Origin of the sequence: Psychrobacter sp. ANT_H59, assembly GCF_008369225.1 — a bacterium.
GTDB classification, from domain to species: domain Bacteria; phylum Pseudomonadota; class Gammaproteobacteria; order Pseudomonadales; family Moraxellaceae; genus Psychrobacter; species Psychrobacter cryohalolentis.
This window is the reverse complement of sequence record NZ_VOBE01000004.1, coordinates 144,912-162,252: the sequence shown is the minus strand read 5'-3', so window position 1 is coordinate 162,252 and position 17,341 is coordinate 144,912. Positions and strand designations below refer to the sequence as shown.

Below are 17,341 nucleotides of genomic sequence, written 5' to 3'. Positions count from 1 at the left end.
GTTTCACCCAACGCTATTACATAAAGCGTGAGGCCAACTCCTTCATAATCTCATTAGTGCCGCCGTATATTTTTTGTACGCGAGCATCAGCATACATACGAGCGATTGGGTACTCTGTCATATAGCCGTAACCACCAAATAACTGTAAGCATTCATCCATGACATTGCACTGTTTTTCGGTCACCCAATACTTGATTAATGACGCTTGCGGTGCGGTTAAGGTGCCATTAATCATCGCTTCAACAGCAGAGTCACACAAAGCTTTTACGGCTAGGTAATCGGCCTGAACTTCAGCCAGCTTAAAGCGCGTGTTTTGGAACTTCCAAATTGACTTTCCAAAAGCTTCACGCTCTTTTACGTACTCAAGCGTCAACTCTAAAGCCAGCTTGATAGCACCGCAACCACTTAGCGCAATAATCAGGCGCTCTTGCGGCAACTCTTGCATCATTTGGATAAAGCCAAGACCTTCAACACCGCCTAATACATTTTTCTGTGGGACACGGACGTTACTAAAGAATAGCTCTGAGGTATCTTGAGAAGATAGACCGGTCTTTTTGAGGTTGCGACCACGTGAGAAACCTTCTAGAGCGTCAGTTTCGACCACAATCAGGGAAACACCCTGAGCGCCCTGATCGCGATCCGTTTTGCAAGCTAAAACGATAAGGTTGGTATGCTGACCGTTAGTAATAAACGTTTTTGAACCATTGATAATGTAGTCGTCGCCATCTTTCACCGCGTAGGTTTTTATTGCCTGTAAGTCAGAGCCTGTCGTTGGTTCTGTCATCGCGATAGCGCCAACAGATTCGCCAGTAGCCAGTTTAGGTAGCCATGCTTTTTTCTGCTCTTCAGTACCGTGCTTTAAAATATAGGGCGCTACAATACCTGAGTGAACCATACCACCAAAACCAGCTTGGTTAGCCTGTGCCTGAGCTAACAAAATAGCGGCTTCGTGACCAAAATCACCACCGCCACCGCCATATTCTTCAGGCATTGACGCACATAAAAAGCCCATATCGCCAGCCTCGTGCCAAGCTTCACGGTCGATCATGCCGTTTTCACGCCACTGCTCGTCTTTATCTTCCCAGCTTTTAAACATCTTCAAAGCACTGTCATATACCATGCTGTGTTCTTCGGTCATCCAGTTTGAGGCAAAAGCTTCAATACTCATGTTGTCCATCCTTGACATTGATTATATAGAAATTGAATAAAGGGTAATTTATATTACCCTTTATTTCGATATTAAAAATTCTTTAAAATAAAAACTTATAGAAGATATACTAGATGACGAAAATGCTTTATTCAACACGTTTAAAATAAATGGTAATACATCTTACCTTATATAAAATTGGCTTATTGAGTAAAGTGATTGACTCTAGTCTAAGTAGATTATAAGGGAGTAAATAGTAATGACAATGAAGGCGGTCAAGCAAAAGGATGGTATTGAGACCTCTCAACATTTAGCGCCCTTATCAGATATGCGACCTGCCACCTTGGATAAGATTGAACAAGCGGTTCGTAAAGTGTTTGCAGGCTTCGACCCTAGTGAAGTAACGATGGCGCAAATCGCTAAGTCTGCCAACGTTTCATTGCAAACGCTTTATAAATATTTTGGGGACAAGCAAACTTTGTTTAACACCATTATGGATATCGTACTTGGTAGGTTGGCGACGCGGATCATGGACCATTTACAAGGGATTGATAGCGTGAAAGATCGATTGCGCAAGACACTCTGGGTATGTTTTGATTTTGTCGACAGCCATCCAGATGCAGTGATGGTGCTGTCCTCGATATCGGTATCCCGCATTCGCAGTATTGCTATTTATGAGAATAAAGAGCTGATTGGTGCATTTTTGGATGTATTAGAAGATGGTCAAAAACGGGGTGTATTGAATGACAGTGTGCCGCTATATATTCTGTTTGATGTTTTTATGGGTTTTATCAGTCGTTTAGGCTTTATGCATATTATGCGGCAGAGCAATACGCCGATAAACGCAGAGTTTGACGCGCTATTTGTGATTTTATGGCGAGCTATCTCTAAGCCTGAGACAGAAAAAGTGTAATGGTTTATCGCCTAGACCATAATAGAACCTGACTTTCTAACAGCGTCTCCAATCTTAACTTTGATCGTTAGACAGTAATTCCATTTTGATTAAACAGTAAAAGGTGTAATTACTATCTAGTTTACTGTTATTAATCTCAGTTTGCTATAGACCTGCTCGGACTACTACAGACACAAAAAAGCCCTTATGCTATAGACCTGCTCGGACTACTACAGACACAAAAAAGCCCTTATGCTATTGAACATAAGGGCTAATCAGTCATTCTCGGACTTGCTTGTACTACTAATTGGTACCGGTGGTCGGACTCGAACCGACACGCTTTTAAAGGCAACGGATTTTGAATCCGTCATGTCTACCAATTCCATCACACCGGCGTGTTAGGTGATAAAGTTTATATACTGCAAACATTATCGAATTGGGCTACAGGGTTATCTCTGTATAGGCTGCGTATTATAGCAGCCTATTTTTGAGCGTCAAGAATTATTTATTGTATTTTGAATAAAAGTTTAGATTTTAACCAACGAAGGCGCGTTCAACCGCATAATCTGCCTGAACACCCATACGCGGTGATACTGTTAGACCAAAATCATTCAAAATAGCTGAGACTTCAGCATTAAATGGCATACTACCGCAAATTAGGACGCGATCATCTTCCTTGTTCATCGGAGGCAGTCCGATATCTTCAAAAAATTTGCCAGATTTCATTAAGTCGGTAATACGACCAGTGTTTCTAAATTCTTCGCGAGTGACCGTTGGGTAGTAGATGAATTTCTTACGGAAATCTTCACCAAAAATTTCATCATTCGGCAGCTCGTTTTCGAACATGTCACGATAAGCCAAGTCACTAATACCGCGCACACCATGCACTAATATGACCTTTTCGAAACGCTCGTAGACTTCAGGGTCACGTGCCAATGCTAAAAATGGGGCAACACCTGTACCGGTTGAGAGCATATAAAGGTTTTTACCCGGTAATAGATCATCTAATACCAAAGTGCCCGTTGGTTTTTTACTGACCAATAGCTCATCACCAACTTTGATATGTTGCAGACGCGACGTTAAAGGACCGTCTTGCACTTTAATGGAGAAAAACTCCAAATGTTCTTCATAGTTAGGACTGGCAATCGAGTAAGCGCGCAGCAACGGCTTGCCATCAACGACCAAACCAATCATCGCAAACTCGCCATTGCGAAAGCGCAAGCCGTCGTCGCGTGTGGTTTTGATGCTAAATAGTGCATCATTCCAATGATGAACCTCTGTAACCGTTTCGGTGCGAAGTTTTGACATAAATCCCTCGTTAGTAAGTGGTAATCTGTATCAATCTAAATAAATGCTGAATACCCATTTTTCATGATAAAGTCAAAATGGTGCAAAATTTTAATAGAAGATGAATGCTATCAATGCTAATGAAGCCATCACTCTGTTATTTTAACATTATTATTCGGCGTTATAAGGTGATGCGGCGCGCATGACCGCGATTTTTAAGCCATTAATGATGAATGCAAGCCATTCTCAATAAATTTCTCGCTCATCATAACAAACTTTAAAATAAAAATCCGTCAAGCGGCTTTGGTATAGCATGATAAAATGGAATATCGTTAGTGAGTTATTATCTATAATGAGTCACAGATGGCTTGTATAGCGCTTATGTGGAACTATAAAACCCTGTTTTTTGGATTAGATTTATGTCGTGTCAGACTGCTTCTTCATTGAGTAATCATATAGCACCGATTATCGGCTACCATCGTGCGCCGCTTTCACAGAAGTTTGGCGCGCCAAGACAGCCAAATCTGGTTGCATTGACCAGCGTGATTGAGATGATTGCGCCTTATGATACGCCAGCTGCGTTTGTTGGTTTGGAAGATTTTAGCCATATCTGGGTCAGCTGGCAGTTTCATCACAACTATTTGTATAAAGATAAACAGGCTAATAAAGCGGATAGCAGCTTTCGTGCGCAAGTGCGACCGCCGCGTTTGGGCGGCAATCAAAAGATAGGCGTGTTTGCCAGTCGCAGTATGTATCGACCCTCAGCGCTTGGATTGTCTGTGGTTAAGCTTGAAGCTATTGAGATTGTAGAAGGACGGGTGCTACTTATCATTAGCGGTGCTGATATGATAGATGGTACGCCAATTATCGATATCAAGCCTTATGTGGCTTATAGTGATGCGTTACCTGAGGCACAAAGCGGTTTTGCGCCCTCTGCGCCGCATTTGTTGGAGGTGACTGTCACTAAAGTTGCCTATGAGCAGTTTGTGCAAATTATAGACAATCAACATATTCACAATGAAGCAGAAAAAATAGCTCACAATGAAAAAGCAACGGTAAAATCGGTCATTCATAAAATGCAAAAACAATTGCTTATGCCTGATCTTGATAATATTAAAGCGTTGATAGCACAAGACCCACGCCCTGCTTATCGCCAGAAAGAGGTTAATACTTCATTTATCATGCGCTATAAATCTATTGATGTGAGTTTTCAATTGATAGGTTCAGGTGAATTACAGATAACGGATATCGACACAATATAGTCTAATAGGTAAGATGAATATCGACATTGCGCAAATGCTTTAAACCATAAAAGAAGAAAAAATATGCCTGCTCAACAGTATTCGATAGTAATTGATTTGCGTTGGTGCCTTGATGAGTTGCTGGCAGATCGAGTGATAGACCAACGGGGTTATAATCTCGTCATTACCAGCCGCCGCAGTAAGGGTCAGCATCCGCTATTGACTATAAGTGAGTTTGGTCTGCCTAATAGTCATGCACTTGATAATAATACTGAAAATAAATTAACTTTGGCATGGCTCAATCAATGGTTGGCTGCCAAAGCAGATATGTCGCTGGTCCGTATTGACCCGTTAAAAGTCGATGTACCAGCAGTGACGCAGCTCATGTCGTTTGAGTATGCACGCTCGCAGCATATTTTGCCGATTGAAGCAACGCTTGATGAGGTGGTTATCGGTACCGATCAGCCATTTTATACCGATTGGCATGGCAATATTGAAAAGCTCATTAAGTCAAAAAGCTATCGTACAGTCTTTATTAATCCTGAACAAATCAATCGCTATCGGCAAGAATTTTACCAAGTCACGCAAGCGATTGCAGGGGCGAACTCACTACATAAACGTGCCGCATCTGATATCACTAATGTTGAAGCACTATTACAGCTAGGGGACAATACCAACCCCGATGCCAATGACCAACATATTGTCAAAGTCGTCGATTGGTTGTTGCAATATGCCTTTGAGCAGCGCGCCAGTGATATCCATTTAGAGCCACGTCGTGAGACGGGCAAGGTGCGTTTTCGCATTGATGGGGTGCTGCATAGTGTTTATGAGATGCCACTCGCTATTATAGTGGCGGTAACGGCACGTATTAAAATCTTGGGACGGCTCAATGTTGCAGAAAAACGCAAACCACAAGACGGGCGACTAAAAACACGTACACCAAAAGGCTTAGAGACGGAGCTGCGTTTATCCACGATGCCGACTGCCTTTGGTGAAAAGCTCGTCATGCGGGTATTTGACCCTGAGGTACTAGTACGCTCCTTTGCTCAGCTTGGTTTGTCAGGTAAGCAGCTGGAGACTTGGCACGAGCTGACAGCGCATCCAAATGGCATTATATTGGTTACCGGTCCGACGGGTTCGGGTAAAACGACCACTTTATATAGTACGCTCAAGCAGCTCGCCACTGAGCAAGTCAATGTCTGTACTATTGAAGATCCGATTGAAATGATTGAACCTGCCTTTAATCAAATGCAGGTTAATCCAGGAGTTGATTTACATTTTACTGATGGTATTCGCTCTTTGATGCGCCAAGACCCTGATATTATTATGGTTGGTGAGATTCGTGATGCTGAAACGGCCAATATGGCAGTACAAGCGTCTTTGACGGGACATTTGGTGCTCTCAACCTTGCATACCAATGATGCGCCAAGTTCAATTACTCGACTGCATGATTTGGGTATTCAGCCTTTTTTGACGTCAGCGACTATCTTGGGCATTATGGCACAGCGTCTATTACGGACATTATGTCCACATTGTAAGCAAGCCGTGGATGTTACGGCAGATAGCGAGATTGCCATTCAATGGCAAGAATTAGTACAGCCGTGGCGCGCGTCCGTGCCAGCGCAGATTTATAAGGCACAGGGTTGCGAGCATTGCCGCCATACTGGTTATCAAGGTCGTATTGGTCTTTATGAGATTATGCCATTATCAAATGAGTTGAAAAAACTGGTCGCTGCTGATGCCAATCTGGATGTATTAAAGCAGCAAGCATACCGTGAAGGCGTACAGCCATTACGCCTATCGGGTGCGAAGCGTATTAGTGAAGGGGTAACGACCATGGAAGAGGTGATGCGCGTGGTACCTTTGCATTAGTAGAGAGCCGCTATATTAAAAGATGCCATTGCATTAAAAGTAAGTTTGTTAAGCAGTGCTTGAAAAGTGCCCGCTTCAAAACAATAAATACCATACAAATTGAAATTTTTATCCCAATAATTTTTAAAAATGACTATAACGAGATTGTTTATGTTTACCGATAGCCACTGCCATCTTAACCGTTTAGATTTGACCAAATACGATGGTCAATTGTCTGGCGCAATTGCCGCGATGAAAGAAGCCAATGTCACTCGCGCGATGGCAATTATGTGTGATTTTGCTGAATATGATGAGATTGCCAATATCGTCAAGATTTATGGCGATGAAACGCTCAATCTTGGCATGAGCGTTGGTATACATCCTTGTGAAGATATCAGCGTTTTACAATCTGCAACCGTTGAACGTTTGATAGAAACGGCTAGCGCTGACCATGTGTGGGCAATAGGGGAGACGGGACTTGATTATTACTGGTCGACAGAAAATAAAAAAGCGCAACAAGCCAGCCTTGCCCGTCATATTCATGCTAGCCAAAGCCTAAAAAAACCGCTTGTCATCCATATGCGTGATGCTAAAGAAGATACGATTGATATTCTAAAAGCAGAAGGTGCTGAGCATGGCATTATTCATTGTTTCACCGAAGATTGGGAAACCGCAAAACGTGCCTTAGACTTAGGGTTTTATATCTCATTTTCAGGCATTGTCAGCTTTAAAAGCGCGCAAAATATCAAAGATGCGGCAAAAAATATGCCAAGAGACAGGATATTGATCGAAACAGATAGCCCTTATCTAGCGCCTGTCCCCAAACGTGGTCGCCCGAATGAACCAGCTTACGTGCCTTATGTCGCCAGTTGTATTGCAGAGATGTATGGCTGCAGTAGCGAAGAGGTCGGTACACTGACTGCAAAAAACTTTGAGAATTTACTAGCACAGTATCATTAAAATGGTTATGCTATGACCACTCAGTCATTTCTTGCAAGTGGCAGCTGTTTTATGCATGCCGTCTTGCAACGTTAAATATAAGCACATGATTATAAATGATTATTTAGCAAACATACGCATATTTCTTTATTGTGTTCGTCACGCATTCTTTGGAGTATTTGATACTCCGAATGCCGATATGCCAATACGAACTGTGGTCATATGCATGATATTGTCAAGTTTTAGGAGAGGTTATGAGTCGTCAGCATCAATTCAAGGTACGAGAAGAGAATATCTTAGCAATGGCAGAGCAATTGCTACTTGAGTCAGGCGATGGCGACATCACTTTAGACAGCTTGGCAGACCAGCTTGATTTGGCTAAAGGCACATTGTATAAGCATTTCTCTAGTAAAGATGAGCTCTATCTGCGTATTATCATTCGTTATGAAGAGCAGCTGTTTGAGATTAATCGTATTGACGATTGCCCATCAGCAGGCGTCGCTCGTATGATTTTCCAGCAATTATTTAATCCACAAAAAGCCATGCTACTCAATCAAATCGAAGAGCGTTTGGCGGCATCAGTGACAGGTCTTAACCGCTTATTTGGTGAGCTGTATGATATTCGCCGTCAGCGCATGAAGCGCTTGATTGATATCATCAGTGCTTATCTAAAGGATGAGCACAGTAGCTTAAGCACGCGTGATTATCTATCGTCTATCTGGGCAATGGGTCAGGGCGGTGCAGGGCTGTTGAACTCAAGTTTTTATCAGCGTTATTTGGGACGCCGCGACACCTTGCGCTATGCCTTTGTCCAACAAATGCTAGAGCTGCCAAGCCATTACCCGGCGGCTGAGGATGAAGTGATGGATGAGGATATGCAGGAATTGGTCGAACAGATTGATACTGAGTCAGAAGAGCATCGCAATACCAACTATTAAGTTTTTACTGTAACGTGAAAACCATGAGTCGTTATTTTATAAAAATCTGTGTTGTTATATGCTATATAGCAGCACATTAACCTTTACTTGATACGATCAATCCTATCTCCCGTTTTATATCTCACCCAATATAACGTCATTTTTAAAAGAATGACGCCATCCTAGATGACCTCTGTATGTCAAAACTCTCATCATCAATGACACATCATCACACCCAAGCTGGCTTTACACTGGTTGAAATTGTTGTCGTCGTCGTTATTTTGTCTATATTCGCTGGCATGATGAGCTTATCAGTAGGTAGTAGTGAATCGCGTAAAAATCGTGCTTTTTATGAGCATCTGACGGATTCATTGAGTTATGTTAGGCTGTTATCGGCTGAACGTATGCAGCCGATGGGTTTGAGTCTGCAAGCCAATAAGCAAGGTCAAATTACCCCTGTGATTGTCACTCTATCTAATCCTTATGTGGCTTATCAAACTGATACCTCGGCGTCTTCTAGTGGAGACAGTACGCCTAAGAATTCAATGGAGCTATCTGCTGATTTATCCAATATGTCTAGTGGGATTAAAGACAAGCTACCAACACCAAGCTGGGGGCTTGAGTCCGAAGTCACTTTACCTGAGCTGCCTGCTGGGGTGAGCTTAGCCATACAAAGCCTAGATGCTGGTAATATGTCAAATAGAGGACAAATCCAAGCACTGCAACCTTGGTTTACAGATCAGACAGTGCCGCAAGTATTATGGTTTGGTACAGGGCAAGCAGCACCGGTGACTATTGAAGTGCGCCATAATTCGCGTCTGGTAGGTGAGGTCATTACGATTATGCCCGATGGCAGTGTGTCGATAGGTCAAGGGCAATAACCGATGATAAATAATGACAGAGCCAAACCTAATGACAGAGCCAAACCTAACGACATAAACCGAAAGCCAATCCTATCAAAGCTTGAGAGCGGATTTACCTTGATTGAGGTGATGGTTGCTCTAGCGATTTTAGCGGTTGTGGCAGTGGCTGCGAGCCGTGCCAGTAGTGCTTATTTAAGCTCGGTCGATGTATTACGGACACGTACGCTTGCACATTTTGTTGCCCAAAATGCTGCTGCTGACTTACGTATTCAAGACACCTGGCTAACTGCTAATAGTGCCCAGACAATCAATGCCCAAGGTCGCGACTGGCAAATTACGATGACTGTGAGTGAGGGTATAACGCCGGCATTAAAAGAGGTGAATATCGCCGTTGCACCTATCATAGATGGTCAGACGCGTACCGCAGTCAATGATATCAATGTGATACTGAGCAACTCAAAGCAAGATATAGGTAGTTTGGACTTGACTGGCTCAAACCCAAATGGAGGTAGTCTGTGAAATCGCAGCATGGATTTACCTTACTTGAGCTGATGGTCGCCATGGCAATATTTGCGATGCTAGCAGTGGCAGGCTGGCAGGTGTTTGATAGCGTCAACCGTGCTCGAGAACGTGCCCAGTTCCATGCAGATAATTTAGCCGTTTTGCAATATGCTTATCTGCAGCTACAGCAAGATATGGGGCAAATCGTTCCTTATCAAGCAGTAAATACTCAAAGTGCCAGTGCTTCAAATGTTGATAATGCAAATAATAGCAATCAAGAAAATGTACTACAGCCGATGCCTGAACCTTTTATGAGTTTGGATAGTGCGCGTATCAGCTTTGTCCGTTTTGCTGATCCTGATCCTCGATATCAAAGCAGTCCTAGTATGCAGCATGTCGAATATATTTTTGCTGACGAGCGTTTGATTCGCCGTCAATATGCCAGTATAGGCGGAGGTAGTGATAGCATCAGCTTGGACAGTGTCTTGCTTGAAGGGGTGACAGCAGGGCAATGGCAAGCGTATCTGCCAGAAATGAGTACAAAGTTTCCCAATGAAGACAGTAATAGTAACAATGCCAGCTTGAATAGCCAATTTGGACAAGGGGCGGCGTCAACCACTGCTCAGCCTGAGAGTGTGCTGCTACCGAAAGGAGTTGCTATCACTTTCACTTATCAAGATATGTCGATTACCTGGCAGTGGGCGCTTGCTCCGCAGCCAATACCAAATAATAGTGCCAATAAAAATAATACTCCTGATAATTCTAACGGCAACGGCAACGGCAACGGCAACGGCAACGGCAATAGTAACAATGATGCAGCCAATGGCAATGTAGATAATAATAATTCAGGGAATGGAATTTAATATATGCCAAGCATGCCAGTTATGCCCATGAAAACCGACTCTCAGCGTGGTGTCGCGCTACTTACCATTTTATTACTAGTGGTTAGTATTACGGTGGTCGCAGGGGCGATGCTTGCCAGCCAAAAAATTGCGATTAGACGCAGCGGTTTGTTGTTTGATCAAAACCAGCTCTTACAAGATATCGATGCCGGTCAGCAACTAGCGGTTACGATGATTCGTGCCGATGCTAATCTAAATGACACTGATAGTACGCAAGATATCTGGGCAAAGCCTGTACCCCCTTATACCTTGGGCACACATAGTATTGGCATTGAGATGCGTGATGAAGCCAGTCGCTTTAATATCAATAATTTATATCAAAATGGCGCAGTCGATAGTAATGCTTTGGCAGTATTGCAACGGCTATTAACCCAATTGAATTTGGCACCAGATATTGCTATTGCTGTTCTTGATTATCAAGATACAGACAGTGAGATTTATCAAGATGGCGGCGATGAAAGTACGGTTTATAACCAGCAGTCTAATAGCTCAGCGGATAGCGATTTACCCAATCAACGATTGGTCAATATCGATCAGCTGCAAAATGTGAAAGGCATCAATGCGGAAGTATTGGCAGTGCTACGACCTTATATCATAGTGGTGCCACATTATTTACCTATTAATATGAATACAGCCAGTCCGGTGATACTTGCTGCTCTGATCGACGGCGCGACTAGCCAGCAAATGCAAACCATCGTTGATCTACGGGAAAAGCAAGTATTCGAATCTATTGATGAGATATGGCAGCTGCCAATATTAGGTAGTTTAAATGAGAAGCAACGAAAAGCACTAGCGCCACTCCTGGCGGTTGATAGCCAAGCTTTTACGGCACTTATCACTGCTACGGATAATGCAACCTTTGGTCAGGCAAGACAACGCTATGCAACCATCATGATTAGCAAGACTGCTACTGATGATAGGGGAAATAGCAGTAGCAATACTAACGATAATGCCAATAATACCAATATCAATAATAAAAACTCTGATAACAAAAAGCCCAAAGAGGTTCGCGTGGTGACGCAACGAATTTGGGCATTTCGACCGAATTTTTAATTATTATCATTAAACGATAATCATCAAAAACAATCAAGTATATGTCTTATTAATCACTTAAATGAGTTTCTTCAGTAGATTTCCAATTATAAGCGCCATAAAACAACATCTGTGCTTGGCGCGTACAGTTATGTAGCATCAGTTGCTTTCGCTGTTCAATTTCAGCCAAGTCGACTTCATCATCATGATCTTCAGTATAAGTCAGCTCTAGCCAATCAATAATCCAAGAAAAAAACATATTGACCCCAGCCTCAGCCAGCAGTCTACGATCATAAGTATTAATGTGTGTAAAAGCAGGTTGTAACGCCAAATCGTCTGCTAAGCTTCCCCCATGCTGTTTGATAAGCTCATTGATGGCTTTACGGACGGCGTCCGAGCCACCATAGCGCTCACTTACCAAAAACTGCCAATAGTAGGGTTGCTCACTGACCATATGCAAGAATAGCTGAATACTTTTGGCGATTTGACGCTCAAAGCTGCGTTTACGTCCAATATGCAAACTCTCACTCAAAGTGGCTAATGTACCACCTAACTCTTCAATCACCAAAGCGCGACCGAGCGATTCCATATCATCAAAATGGCGATAAAATGCGGTCGGCACGACACCAACCTCGCGCGTGACTTGTCTGAGGCTAATAGAGCTAAAAGATTGTCCTGTCATACATAAATCGAGCACTGCATTAAAAAAGGCGTGCCGAGTTTGAAGTTTTTTTTGTTCGCGACTGCTCATAATATTTCAAAATTAACTGATAGAAGTCTATCATACTCATTTCATTGCAAAAATACGAATGAAATACGCTTAAATGTCGCTTTTAAACAACAGTTCCCCAATGTCCTTGTAGCTCTTGGGCCAATCGATAAGCTTCATGGTCGTTCATACCGGTTATAAAGTCTAAGACATTGAGCGTATTTTGATAAATATTATCTGTTAAAACACGGTGATGCTCATCAAGATGGGGCTTTAACAACATGAGCAAACGCTGTTGTTCAAAGGACATCGGTGTGCTTGTCTCATTTGTCCAAGCTAACGGCATAAAAGCATCCAACAGGCGATGCAGACATTGATTGGCCATTAGCTCCATGCGTACTTTACTTGGGTGGTTGAAGATTTTTTCACGTGCTAACTCTTTGGCTTGGGTAATACCATGCTGAACGGTCGCATCACAATGGGTAAATAGACTGCCTTGCAGTGTACCCGCTAGCATCGCATCACTATTATCAACAAACGCATCGGTGACGGTGTTGACCAATCGCATCATTGCTCGTGCACGTAGTGATGCCAGATGCTGCCTGACGGACATATGTGTAGGCAGGCTGATAGTGCTAGGACGCTCGCCAATCAGCTCATAGAAAATAGCAGCCACTTCATTGTAGGTAAGCATATTTAGATTGATACCATCTTCTAAGTCTATCAGCGCATAACAAATATCGTCAGCAGCTTCCAACAAATAGGCGAGGGGATGGCGAGCATAACCGTCATGCTGCTCTGAGCGAGGTAGACTCAAGCAGGCTGCTAACTCTTCTAACTGTGCGGCTTCACTATAAAAGCAGCCAAATTTCTGTGCCTTAGCTGATATCCTGCTGTGCAGAGTACTTTGATGACTGCTTTGAGTGTCATTATTACTATGTGTCGCAAGCCAAGGGTATTTCATAAACGCGCCTAGCGTGGCACAAGTCAAGCGCATACCACCTGCATCAGGGTGATGCTCATTACGGATGAGTATACGAAATCCTTGCGCATTACCCTCATAAGCCAACAAGTCTAATTGCTCATTGCTGCTCATATTTTGCAGAATGGTTTGACGTTCAGAATGCATAAACCAGTCACGAATAGCGTACTCTCCTGCATGCCCAAAGGGTGGATTGCCGATATCATGGGCGAGGCAGGCTGCTTGTACAATCACACCCACATCAGCGGGCGTGACACCATCAGGTAAACCACCTTCTAGTTTGTCATGTAGCTTCTCAGCTGCCATGATCCCTAAAGAGCGCCCAATGCAAGAAACCTCTAGTGAATGTGTAAGTCGAGTATGAATGCCCAATTGATTGGTCAATGGATGGACTTGGGTCTTTTGATTGAGTTGACGAAAGGAATGCGAAAACACCAATCGGTCATAGTCTTTATGAAAAGAAGAGCGCGCAGTATCTTGAGCAGGGGCTTTTTTATGACTGCCTAAACGCTGGGCACTAAATAGTTTTGCCCAATGGCTACGGCTATTAAGTGGTTTGTTGATAGGAGCGATCATAGTGCATAATCCTTTATTCTTATTATTTAACGGCTGTCGCTCCCAGTATAATAAAAAAAGCCAGCATCAAGGCTGGCTTTTGGTTGTTCTATGCTAAGACTGTGTAAACATGCTGTCTAGTATTAAAGATTAAGCATTAAACATTAAAACGGAAATGCATCACATCGCCATCTTGTACGATATAAGTCTTGCCTTCTAAGCGTGATTTACCGGCAGCAGCAGCACCTTTTTCACCGTTGTGTTCGATAAAGTCGTCATAAGCAATCACTTCAGCACGAATAAAGCCACGCTCAAAATCCGTATGAATCACGCCAGCTGCTTGAGGAGCGGTTGCACCAACAGCGACTGTCCATGCACGCACTTCTTTTACACCCGCGGTAAAGTAAGTCTGCATATCAAGCAAATCATAACCACCGCGAATCACTTGGTCAAGACCGGCCTCGAGCATGTCCATCTCAGCCAAGAAGTCTTTTTTATCATCTTCATCAAGCTGGGCAATTTCAGATTCGATTTGGTTACACAATGCGATAACGATAGAATCTTCGCCAGTGGCATAGTTGCGTACGGCATCAAGATATGGATTATTCTCAAAGCCATCTTCGCTCACGTTAGCGATATACATGGTAGGCTTCAGAGTAATTAAACCATAACTTCTGATTAATTTTTTCTCATCAGCATCAAGATTGGCGGCGCGTGCGGCTTGACCTTCTGCTAATAACGGTTCAATTTTTTTGAAGATATCAAGCATAGCGCCAGCGTCTTTATCACCGCCTTTGGCTTTTTTGGTCAAGTTAAAGATCGCGCGCTCAACCGCTTCTAAATCGGCTAATGCCAATTCAGTATTGATGGTCTCGATGTCGTCGATAGGGCTAACGCGACCATCAACGTGTACGACGTTGTCATCATCAAAACAGCGTACCACGTGAGCAATCGCATCGGTCTCACGGATATTGGCTAAGAATTGGTTGCCCATGCCTTCGCCTTTTGACGCACCAGCGACCAAACCTGCGATATCAACAAATTCCATCGTCGTTGGTAGTACGCGCTCAGGGTTAACGATATCAGCCAGTTTCTTTAGACGTGGGTCAGGCACTGGAACGATACCCGTATTGGGATCTTTGGTACAAAATGGAAAGTTTTCAGCGGCGATACCCGCTTTGGTCAAGGCGTTAAACAGGGTGGATTTACCCACGTTTGGTAGACCGACGATGCCGCAATTAAAACCCATAACATGCTCTCAATATATTGATAAAATCAGTTGATATAAGACTTAGTAAAATAGTAAATCAAAATTGGGCGTATTGTAGCAAATTTAACCGAATATGGGTGAGGTTGTTATACTGGTTAATTGGAATTTCATCGAGCAGTATTAGCTGCCTTTTTGGTTCTCATTATTATGCTAAGCTACTGTAGTTGAAGCACTTCAAAATAGACAACGATAGGGTGCTTTTGTTGCCAGAATAGCATTCATTAACTTCTATTTCTCTCTTTAGACATTTAGACTCCTGATGGTTTTTATACGTGAATAGTCTAAGTCGCTGAAAGCAATAGATTTCTACTGTTTTTGTGAGAGCGGATAATAACTGATTCGATAAGCTTGGGGCGTTATTCCACATTCAATCCATTTCTTTTTATAAAGCGGTTTTAAATCACTTTACTTATCTAGCCCAGCCCTTAGAATAAATGGATGACCCATTAAAAATAGGAGCACTTTAAGGTGCGATTGACCAATTACAGTGATTATGCACTGCGCTCATTAATATATTTGGCGACTAAGCCCGAGCCGACGCTATTGGCAAATATCAGTGATATTGCCAATAGCTATCATATATCTAAAAGTCATTTGACCAAGATTATCCAGCAGCTCGGACAGCTTGGTTATATCGATAGTGTGCGCGGTAAGAATGGCGGTATCCGCTTAGCACACGCGCCAAAAGACATTAATTTGGGTGAATTGATTAAACAAATAGAGCCGGATTTTGCTTTGGTTGAGTGCTTTTCTACAAACTCATTGGACAGCTCGATCGCTGATATTAATAGTGCTGTAATAAATGATGAAGACAAGAACGCTAGCGCCAACGATATGTCATTAAAACTGATTGATGAAACTGTAAGTCACATAGCTTCAGGCTGTATTATCAGTCCGGTCTGTCAGCTAAAACAGGTGCTTTCTGAAGCGTTGACAGCATTTATTGCCGTGCTTGAACGCTATACATTGGCAGACATTATCGAGAATAAGGATGAGCTTGCAGCGTTATTATCATAATTTTCATAACATATTTTCTCTATTTTGAAAGGCAATTTAAATAAGACAGGATGTTGTGATCTACTTAGCATCATTGTTAATTTATGATTAATATTATGCTGTTCTAGTGAAAATTATTTAAATTAACTTCAAGATTATTAAAGAGTCATATTATAAAATGCGTTTGCAAAATGAGCGCATCAGCTGTTATGGCAGTTATGTTATTAACAGGTTGCTCAAGTTTAGATATGGTTAGCAACGCCACTCAAGACAGTATCATACAAGTTACCCCGACGTTGCAAACAGGGTTTCGCGATAAAAAAGGCTACCTATTTTGGTAGCCTTTTTTATCGTTTATCCAATCAACCATTACGCGTTTTCAAGCTTAGGTCGTGCTTTTGCAATCGCTTTTAATAATGCTTTCTCAAACTCACCGTCTTTAAACTTTACTAAATATGAATGCGCCGCGCAAAAGTTGCGTACATCGCGCCAGTCATCTGCCAAGTTGCTCGCCCAATCACAATACTCTTTGCCAGCATTTGACTCATTTTTTAGTGCTTTTTTGGTAGTAGGATGTAGCAATAATTCAGGTAACACTGTTTCTAATAGCTTTGTAGGCGGACTCATAAAAGTATCATCGACGTGTAAGCTTTTGCTAGCAGGATGGAATGCCAGCAGCGAACCTGCATGAATCATCTCATTAGGTGCGATATAGTGAACCCCTTGTGACAATGAGAACTTAAGCTCAGGATAACGCTCAGCGACCGCATCACTTTCGACCAAATCGTCTGCCCACTGTACTTCAGGTACTTTTTTCTGATGCCGACTACTGCCATAAAAAGTCGCTTGCGGAAAGTCTTTTGCCATTTGCGCGCAATGGACAGTATGAAAGGGGTGCAAATTAAGTACCGCTTCGACATCTTGTCCATTATTAGTCAGTGCCATCACTTGCGCTCGCACGTCATCAGTCAAGGTATAGCTGTCTAAAAAAACAAATCGTCCAGAGGCAAGCTTAACCAATGAGCATTGTGTACCGATATTCAGCACACCGCCTAAACGAAACGTACCACGAATGTTCCAAAATCCTGCACCCAAATCTATGATTTTATCGCTCATTAATACTCGTCCTTATGGTTTATTTTTTTAACTATTTTAGTGGTTATACGGCTGCTGATATATAAACGCTTATGCCTATGTATAGGTATACAAAGTTTGCCATAAAAAAGATAGCAGGATGTGTATCAATATACGAATGTA

Annotated in this window: 17 protein-coding genes and 1 tRNA gene; 11 read left to right on the top strand and 7 right to left on the bottom strand. The window is 42.6% G+C overall.

The features are described from left to right. Window positions 1-16 precede the first annotated feature (16 nt). Window positions 17-1,168 (bottom strand): acyl-CoA dehydrogenase family protein, encoded by a 1,152-nt coding sequence (locus FQ083_RS08265; RefSeq protein WP_149409517.1) that lies wholly within the window; start codon window positions 1,166-1,168, stop codon window positions 17-19. Window positions 1,169-1,406: 238 nt separating this feature from the next. Here FQ083_RS08265 and FQ083_RS08260 point away from each other — a divergent pair, with 238 nt between their 5' ends. After that, window positions 1,407-2,060: a TetR/AcrR family transcriptional regulator gene (locus FQ083_RS08260; protein ID WP_149409516.1), complete on the top strand. Its 654-nt coding sequence runs from the start codon at window positions 1,407-1,409 to the stop codon at window positions 2,058-2,060. Between the two features lie 287 nt (window positions 2,061-2,347). Here the strand turns inward: FQ083_RS08260 and FQ083_RS08255 are convergent. Then, a tRNA-Leu gene (locus FQ083_RS08255) sits at window positions 2,348-2,434 on the bottom strand. A gap of 139 nt (window positions 2,435-2,573) precedes the next feature. Next, window positions 2,574-3,347: a ferredoxin--NADP reductase gene (locus FQ083_RS08250; RefSeq protein ID WP_011513866.1), complete on the bottom strand. Its 774-nt coding sequence runs from the start codon at window positions 3,345-3,347 to the stop codon at window positions 2,574-2,576. Window positions 3,348-3,745: 398 nt separating this feature from the next. Here FQ083_RS08250 and tsaA point away from each other — a divergent pair, with 398 nt between their 5' ends. The 8 genes from tsaA to gspK all read left to right on the top strand — a co-directional run bounded on the left by tsaA (window position 3,746) and on the right by gspK (window position 11,593). Beyond that, window positions 3,746-4,588: a tRNA (N6-threonylcarbamoyladenosine(37)-N6)-methyltransferase TrmO gene (gene tsaA / locus FQ083_RS08245; protein ID WP_133104542.1), complete on the top strand. Its 843-nt coding sequence runs from the start codon at window positions 3,746-3,748 to the stop codon at window positions 4,586-4,588. Between the two features lie 63 nt (window positions 4,589-4,651). After that, complete coding sequence (locus tag FQ083_RS08240; protein ID WP_149409515.1) at window positions 4,652-6,439, top strand: GspE/PulE family protein; 1,788 nt, start codon at window positions 4,652-4,654, stop codon at window positions 6,437-6,439. 150 nt (window positions 6,440-6,589) lie between these two features. Further along, on the top strand, window positions 6,590-7,378 hold the full coding sequence (locus FQ083_RS08235) for a TatD family hydrolase (RefSeq protein ID WP_020443678.1): 789 nt from the start codon (window positions 6,590-6,592) through the stop codon (window positions 7,376-7,378). 233 nt (window positions 7,379-7,611) lie between these two features. Continuing rightward, entirely contained in the window at window positions 7,612-8,295 is a 684-nt protein-coding gene (locus FQ083_RS08230; RefSeq protein ID WP_011513862.1) for a TetR/AcrR family transcriptional regulator, read from the top strand. A 176-nt stretch (window positions 8,296-8,471) separates the two neighbouring features. Next, window positions 8,472-9,155 (top strand): prepilin-type N-terminal cleavage/methylation domain-containing protein, encoded by a 684-nt coding sequence (locus FQ083_RS08225; protein WP_011513861.1) that lies wholly within the window; start codon window positions 8,472-8,474, stop codon window positions 9,153-9,155. A gap of 3 nt (window positions 9,156-9,158) precedes the next feature. Beyond that, window positions 9,159-9,656: a type II secretion system minor pseudopilin GspI gene (gene gspI / locus FQ083_RS08220; RefSeq protein ID WP_149409514.1), complete on the top strand. Its 498-nt coding sequence runs from the start codon at window positions 9,159-9,161 to the stop codon at window positions 9,654-9,656. Continuing rightward, window positions 9,653-10,501, top strand: coding sequence for a type II secretion system minor pseudopilin GspJ (gspJ, locus tag FQ083_RS08215; RefSeq protein WP_149409513.1), 849 nt, complete (start codon window positions 9,653-9,655; stop codon window positions 10,499-10,501). The genes gspI and gspJ overlap by 4 nt, the downstream gene beginning before the upstream one ends. Window positions 10,502-10,504: 3 nt before the next feature. Beyond that, window positions 10,505-11,593 carry a type II secretion system minor pseudopilin GspK gene (gene gspK / locus FQ083_RS08210; protein WP_149409512.1) on the top strand — a complete coding sequence of 363 codons (1,089 nt, stop codon included), beginning with the start codon at window positions 10,505-10,507 and terminating at the stop codon, window positions 11,591-11,593. Window positions 11,594-11,642: 49 nt separating this feature from the next. Here gspK and FQ083_RS08205 read toward each other — a convergent pair whose 3' ends face one another. From FQ083_RS08205 to ychF, 3 genes are all read right to left on the bottom strand, one after another. Further along, window positions 11,643-12,323 (bottom strand): TetR family transcriptional regulator, encoded by a 681-nt coding sequence (locus tag FQ083_RS08205; protein WP_011513857.1) that lies wholly within the window; start codon window positions 12,321-12,323, stop codon window positions 11,643-11,645. 82 nt (window positions 12,324-12,405) lie between these two features. Next, window positions 12,406-13,839 carry a deoxyguanosinetriphosphate triphosphohydrolase gene (locus FQ083_RS08200; RefSeq protein WP_149409511.1) on the bottom strand — a complete coding sequence of 478 codons (1,434 nt, stop codon included), beginning with the start codon at window positions 13,837-13,839 and terminating at the stop codon, window positions 12,406-12,408. A 136-nt stretch (window positions 13,840-13,975) separates the two neighbouring features. Continuing rightward, the gene (ychF, locus tag FQ083_RS08195) at window positions 13,976-15,067 is read right to left on the bottom strand and encodes a redox-regulated ATPase YchF (protein WP_011513855.1); all 1,092 of its coding nucleotides are present in this window, start codon (window positions 15,065-15,067) and stop codon (window positions 13,976-13,978) included. A gap of 489 nt (window positions 15,068-15,556) precedes the next feature. Between ychF and FQ083_RS08190 the strand changes: the two genes are divergently transcribed. Then, on the top strand, window positions 15,557-16,105 hold the full coding sequence (locus tag FQ083_RS08190; RefSeq protein WP_149409510.1) for an Rrf2 family transcriptional regulator: 549 nt from the start codon (window positions 15,557-15,559) through the stop codon (window positions 16,103-16,105). Window positions 16,106-16,275: 170 nt separating this feature from the next. Next, on the top strand, window positions 16,276-16,425 hold the full coding sequence (locus FQ083_RS12680) for a hypothetical protein (RefSeq protein ID WP_188004095.1): 150 nt from the start codon (window positions 16,276-16,278) through the stop codon (window positions 16,423-16,425). Between the two features lie 28 nt (window positions 16,426-16,453). On the opposite strand, the gene FQ083_RS08185 is transcribed toward FQ083_RS12680, so the two are convergent. Beyond that, a complete protein-coding gene (locus tag FQ083_RS08185) occupies window positions 16,454-17,200 on the bottom strand; it encodes a hypothetical protein (RefSeq protein WP_149409509.1) in 747 nt (248 codons plus the stop codon). Window positions 17,201-17,341 lie beyond the last annotated feature (141 nt).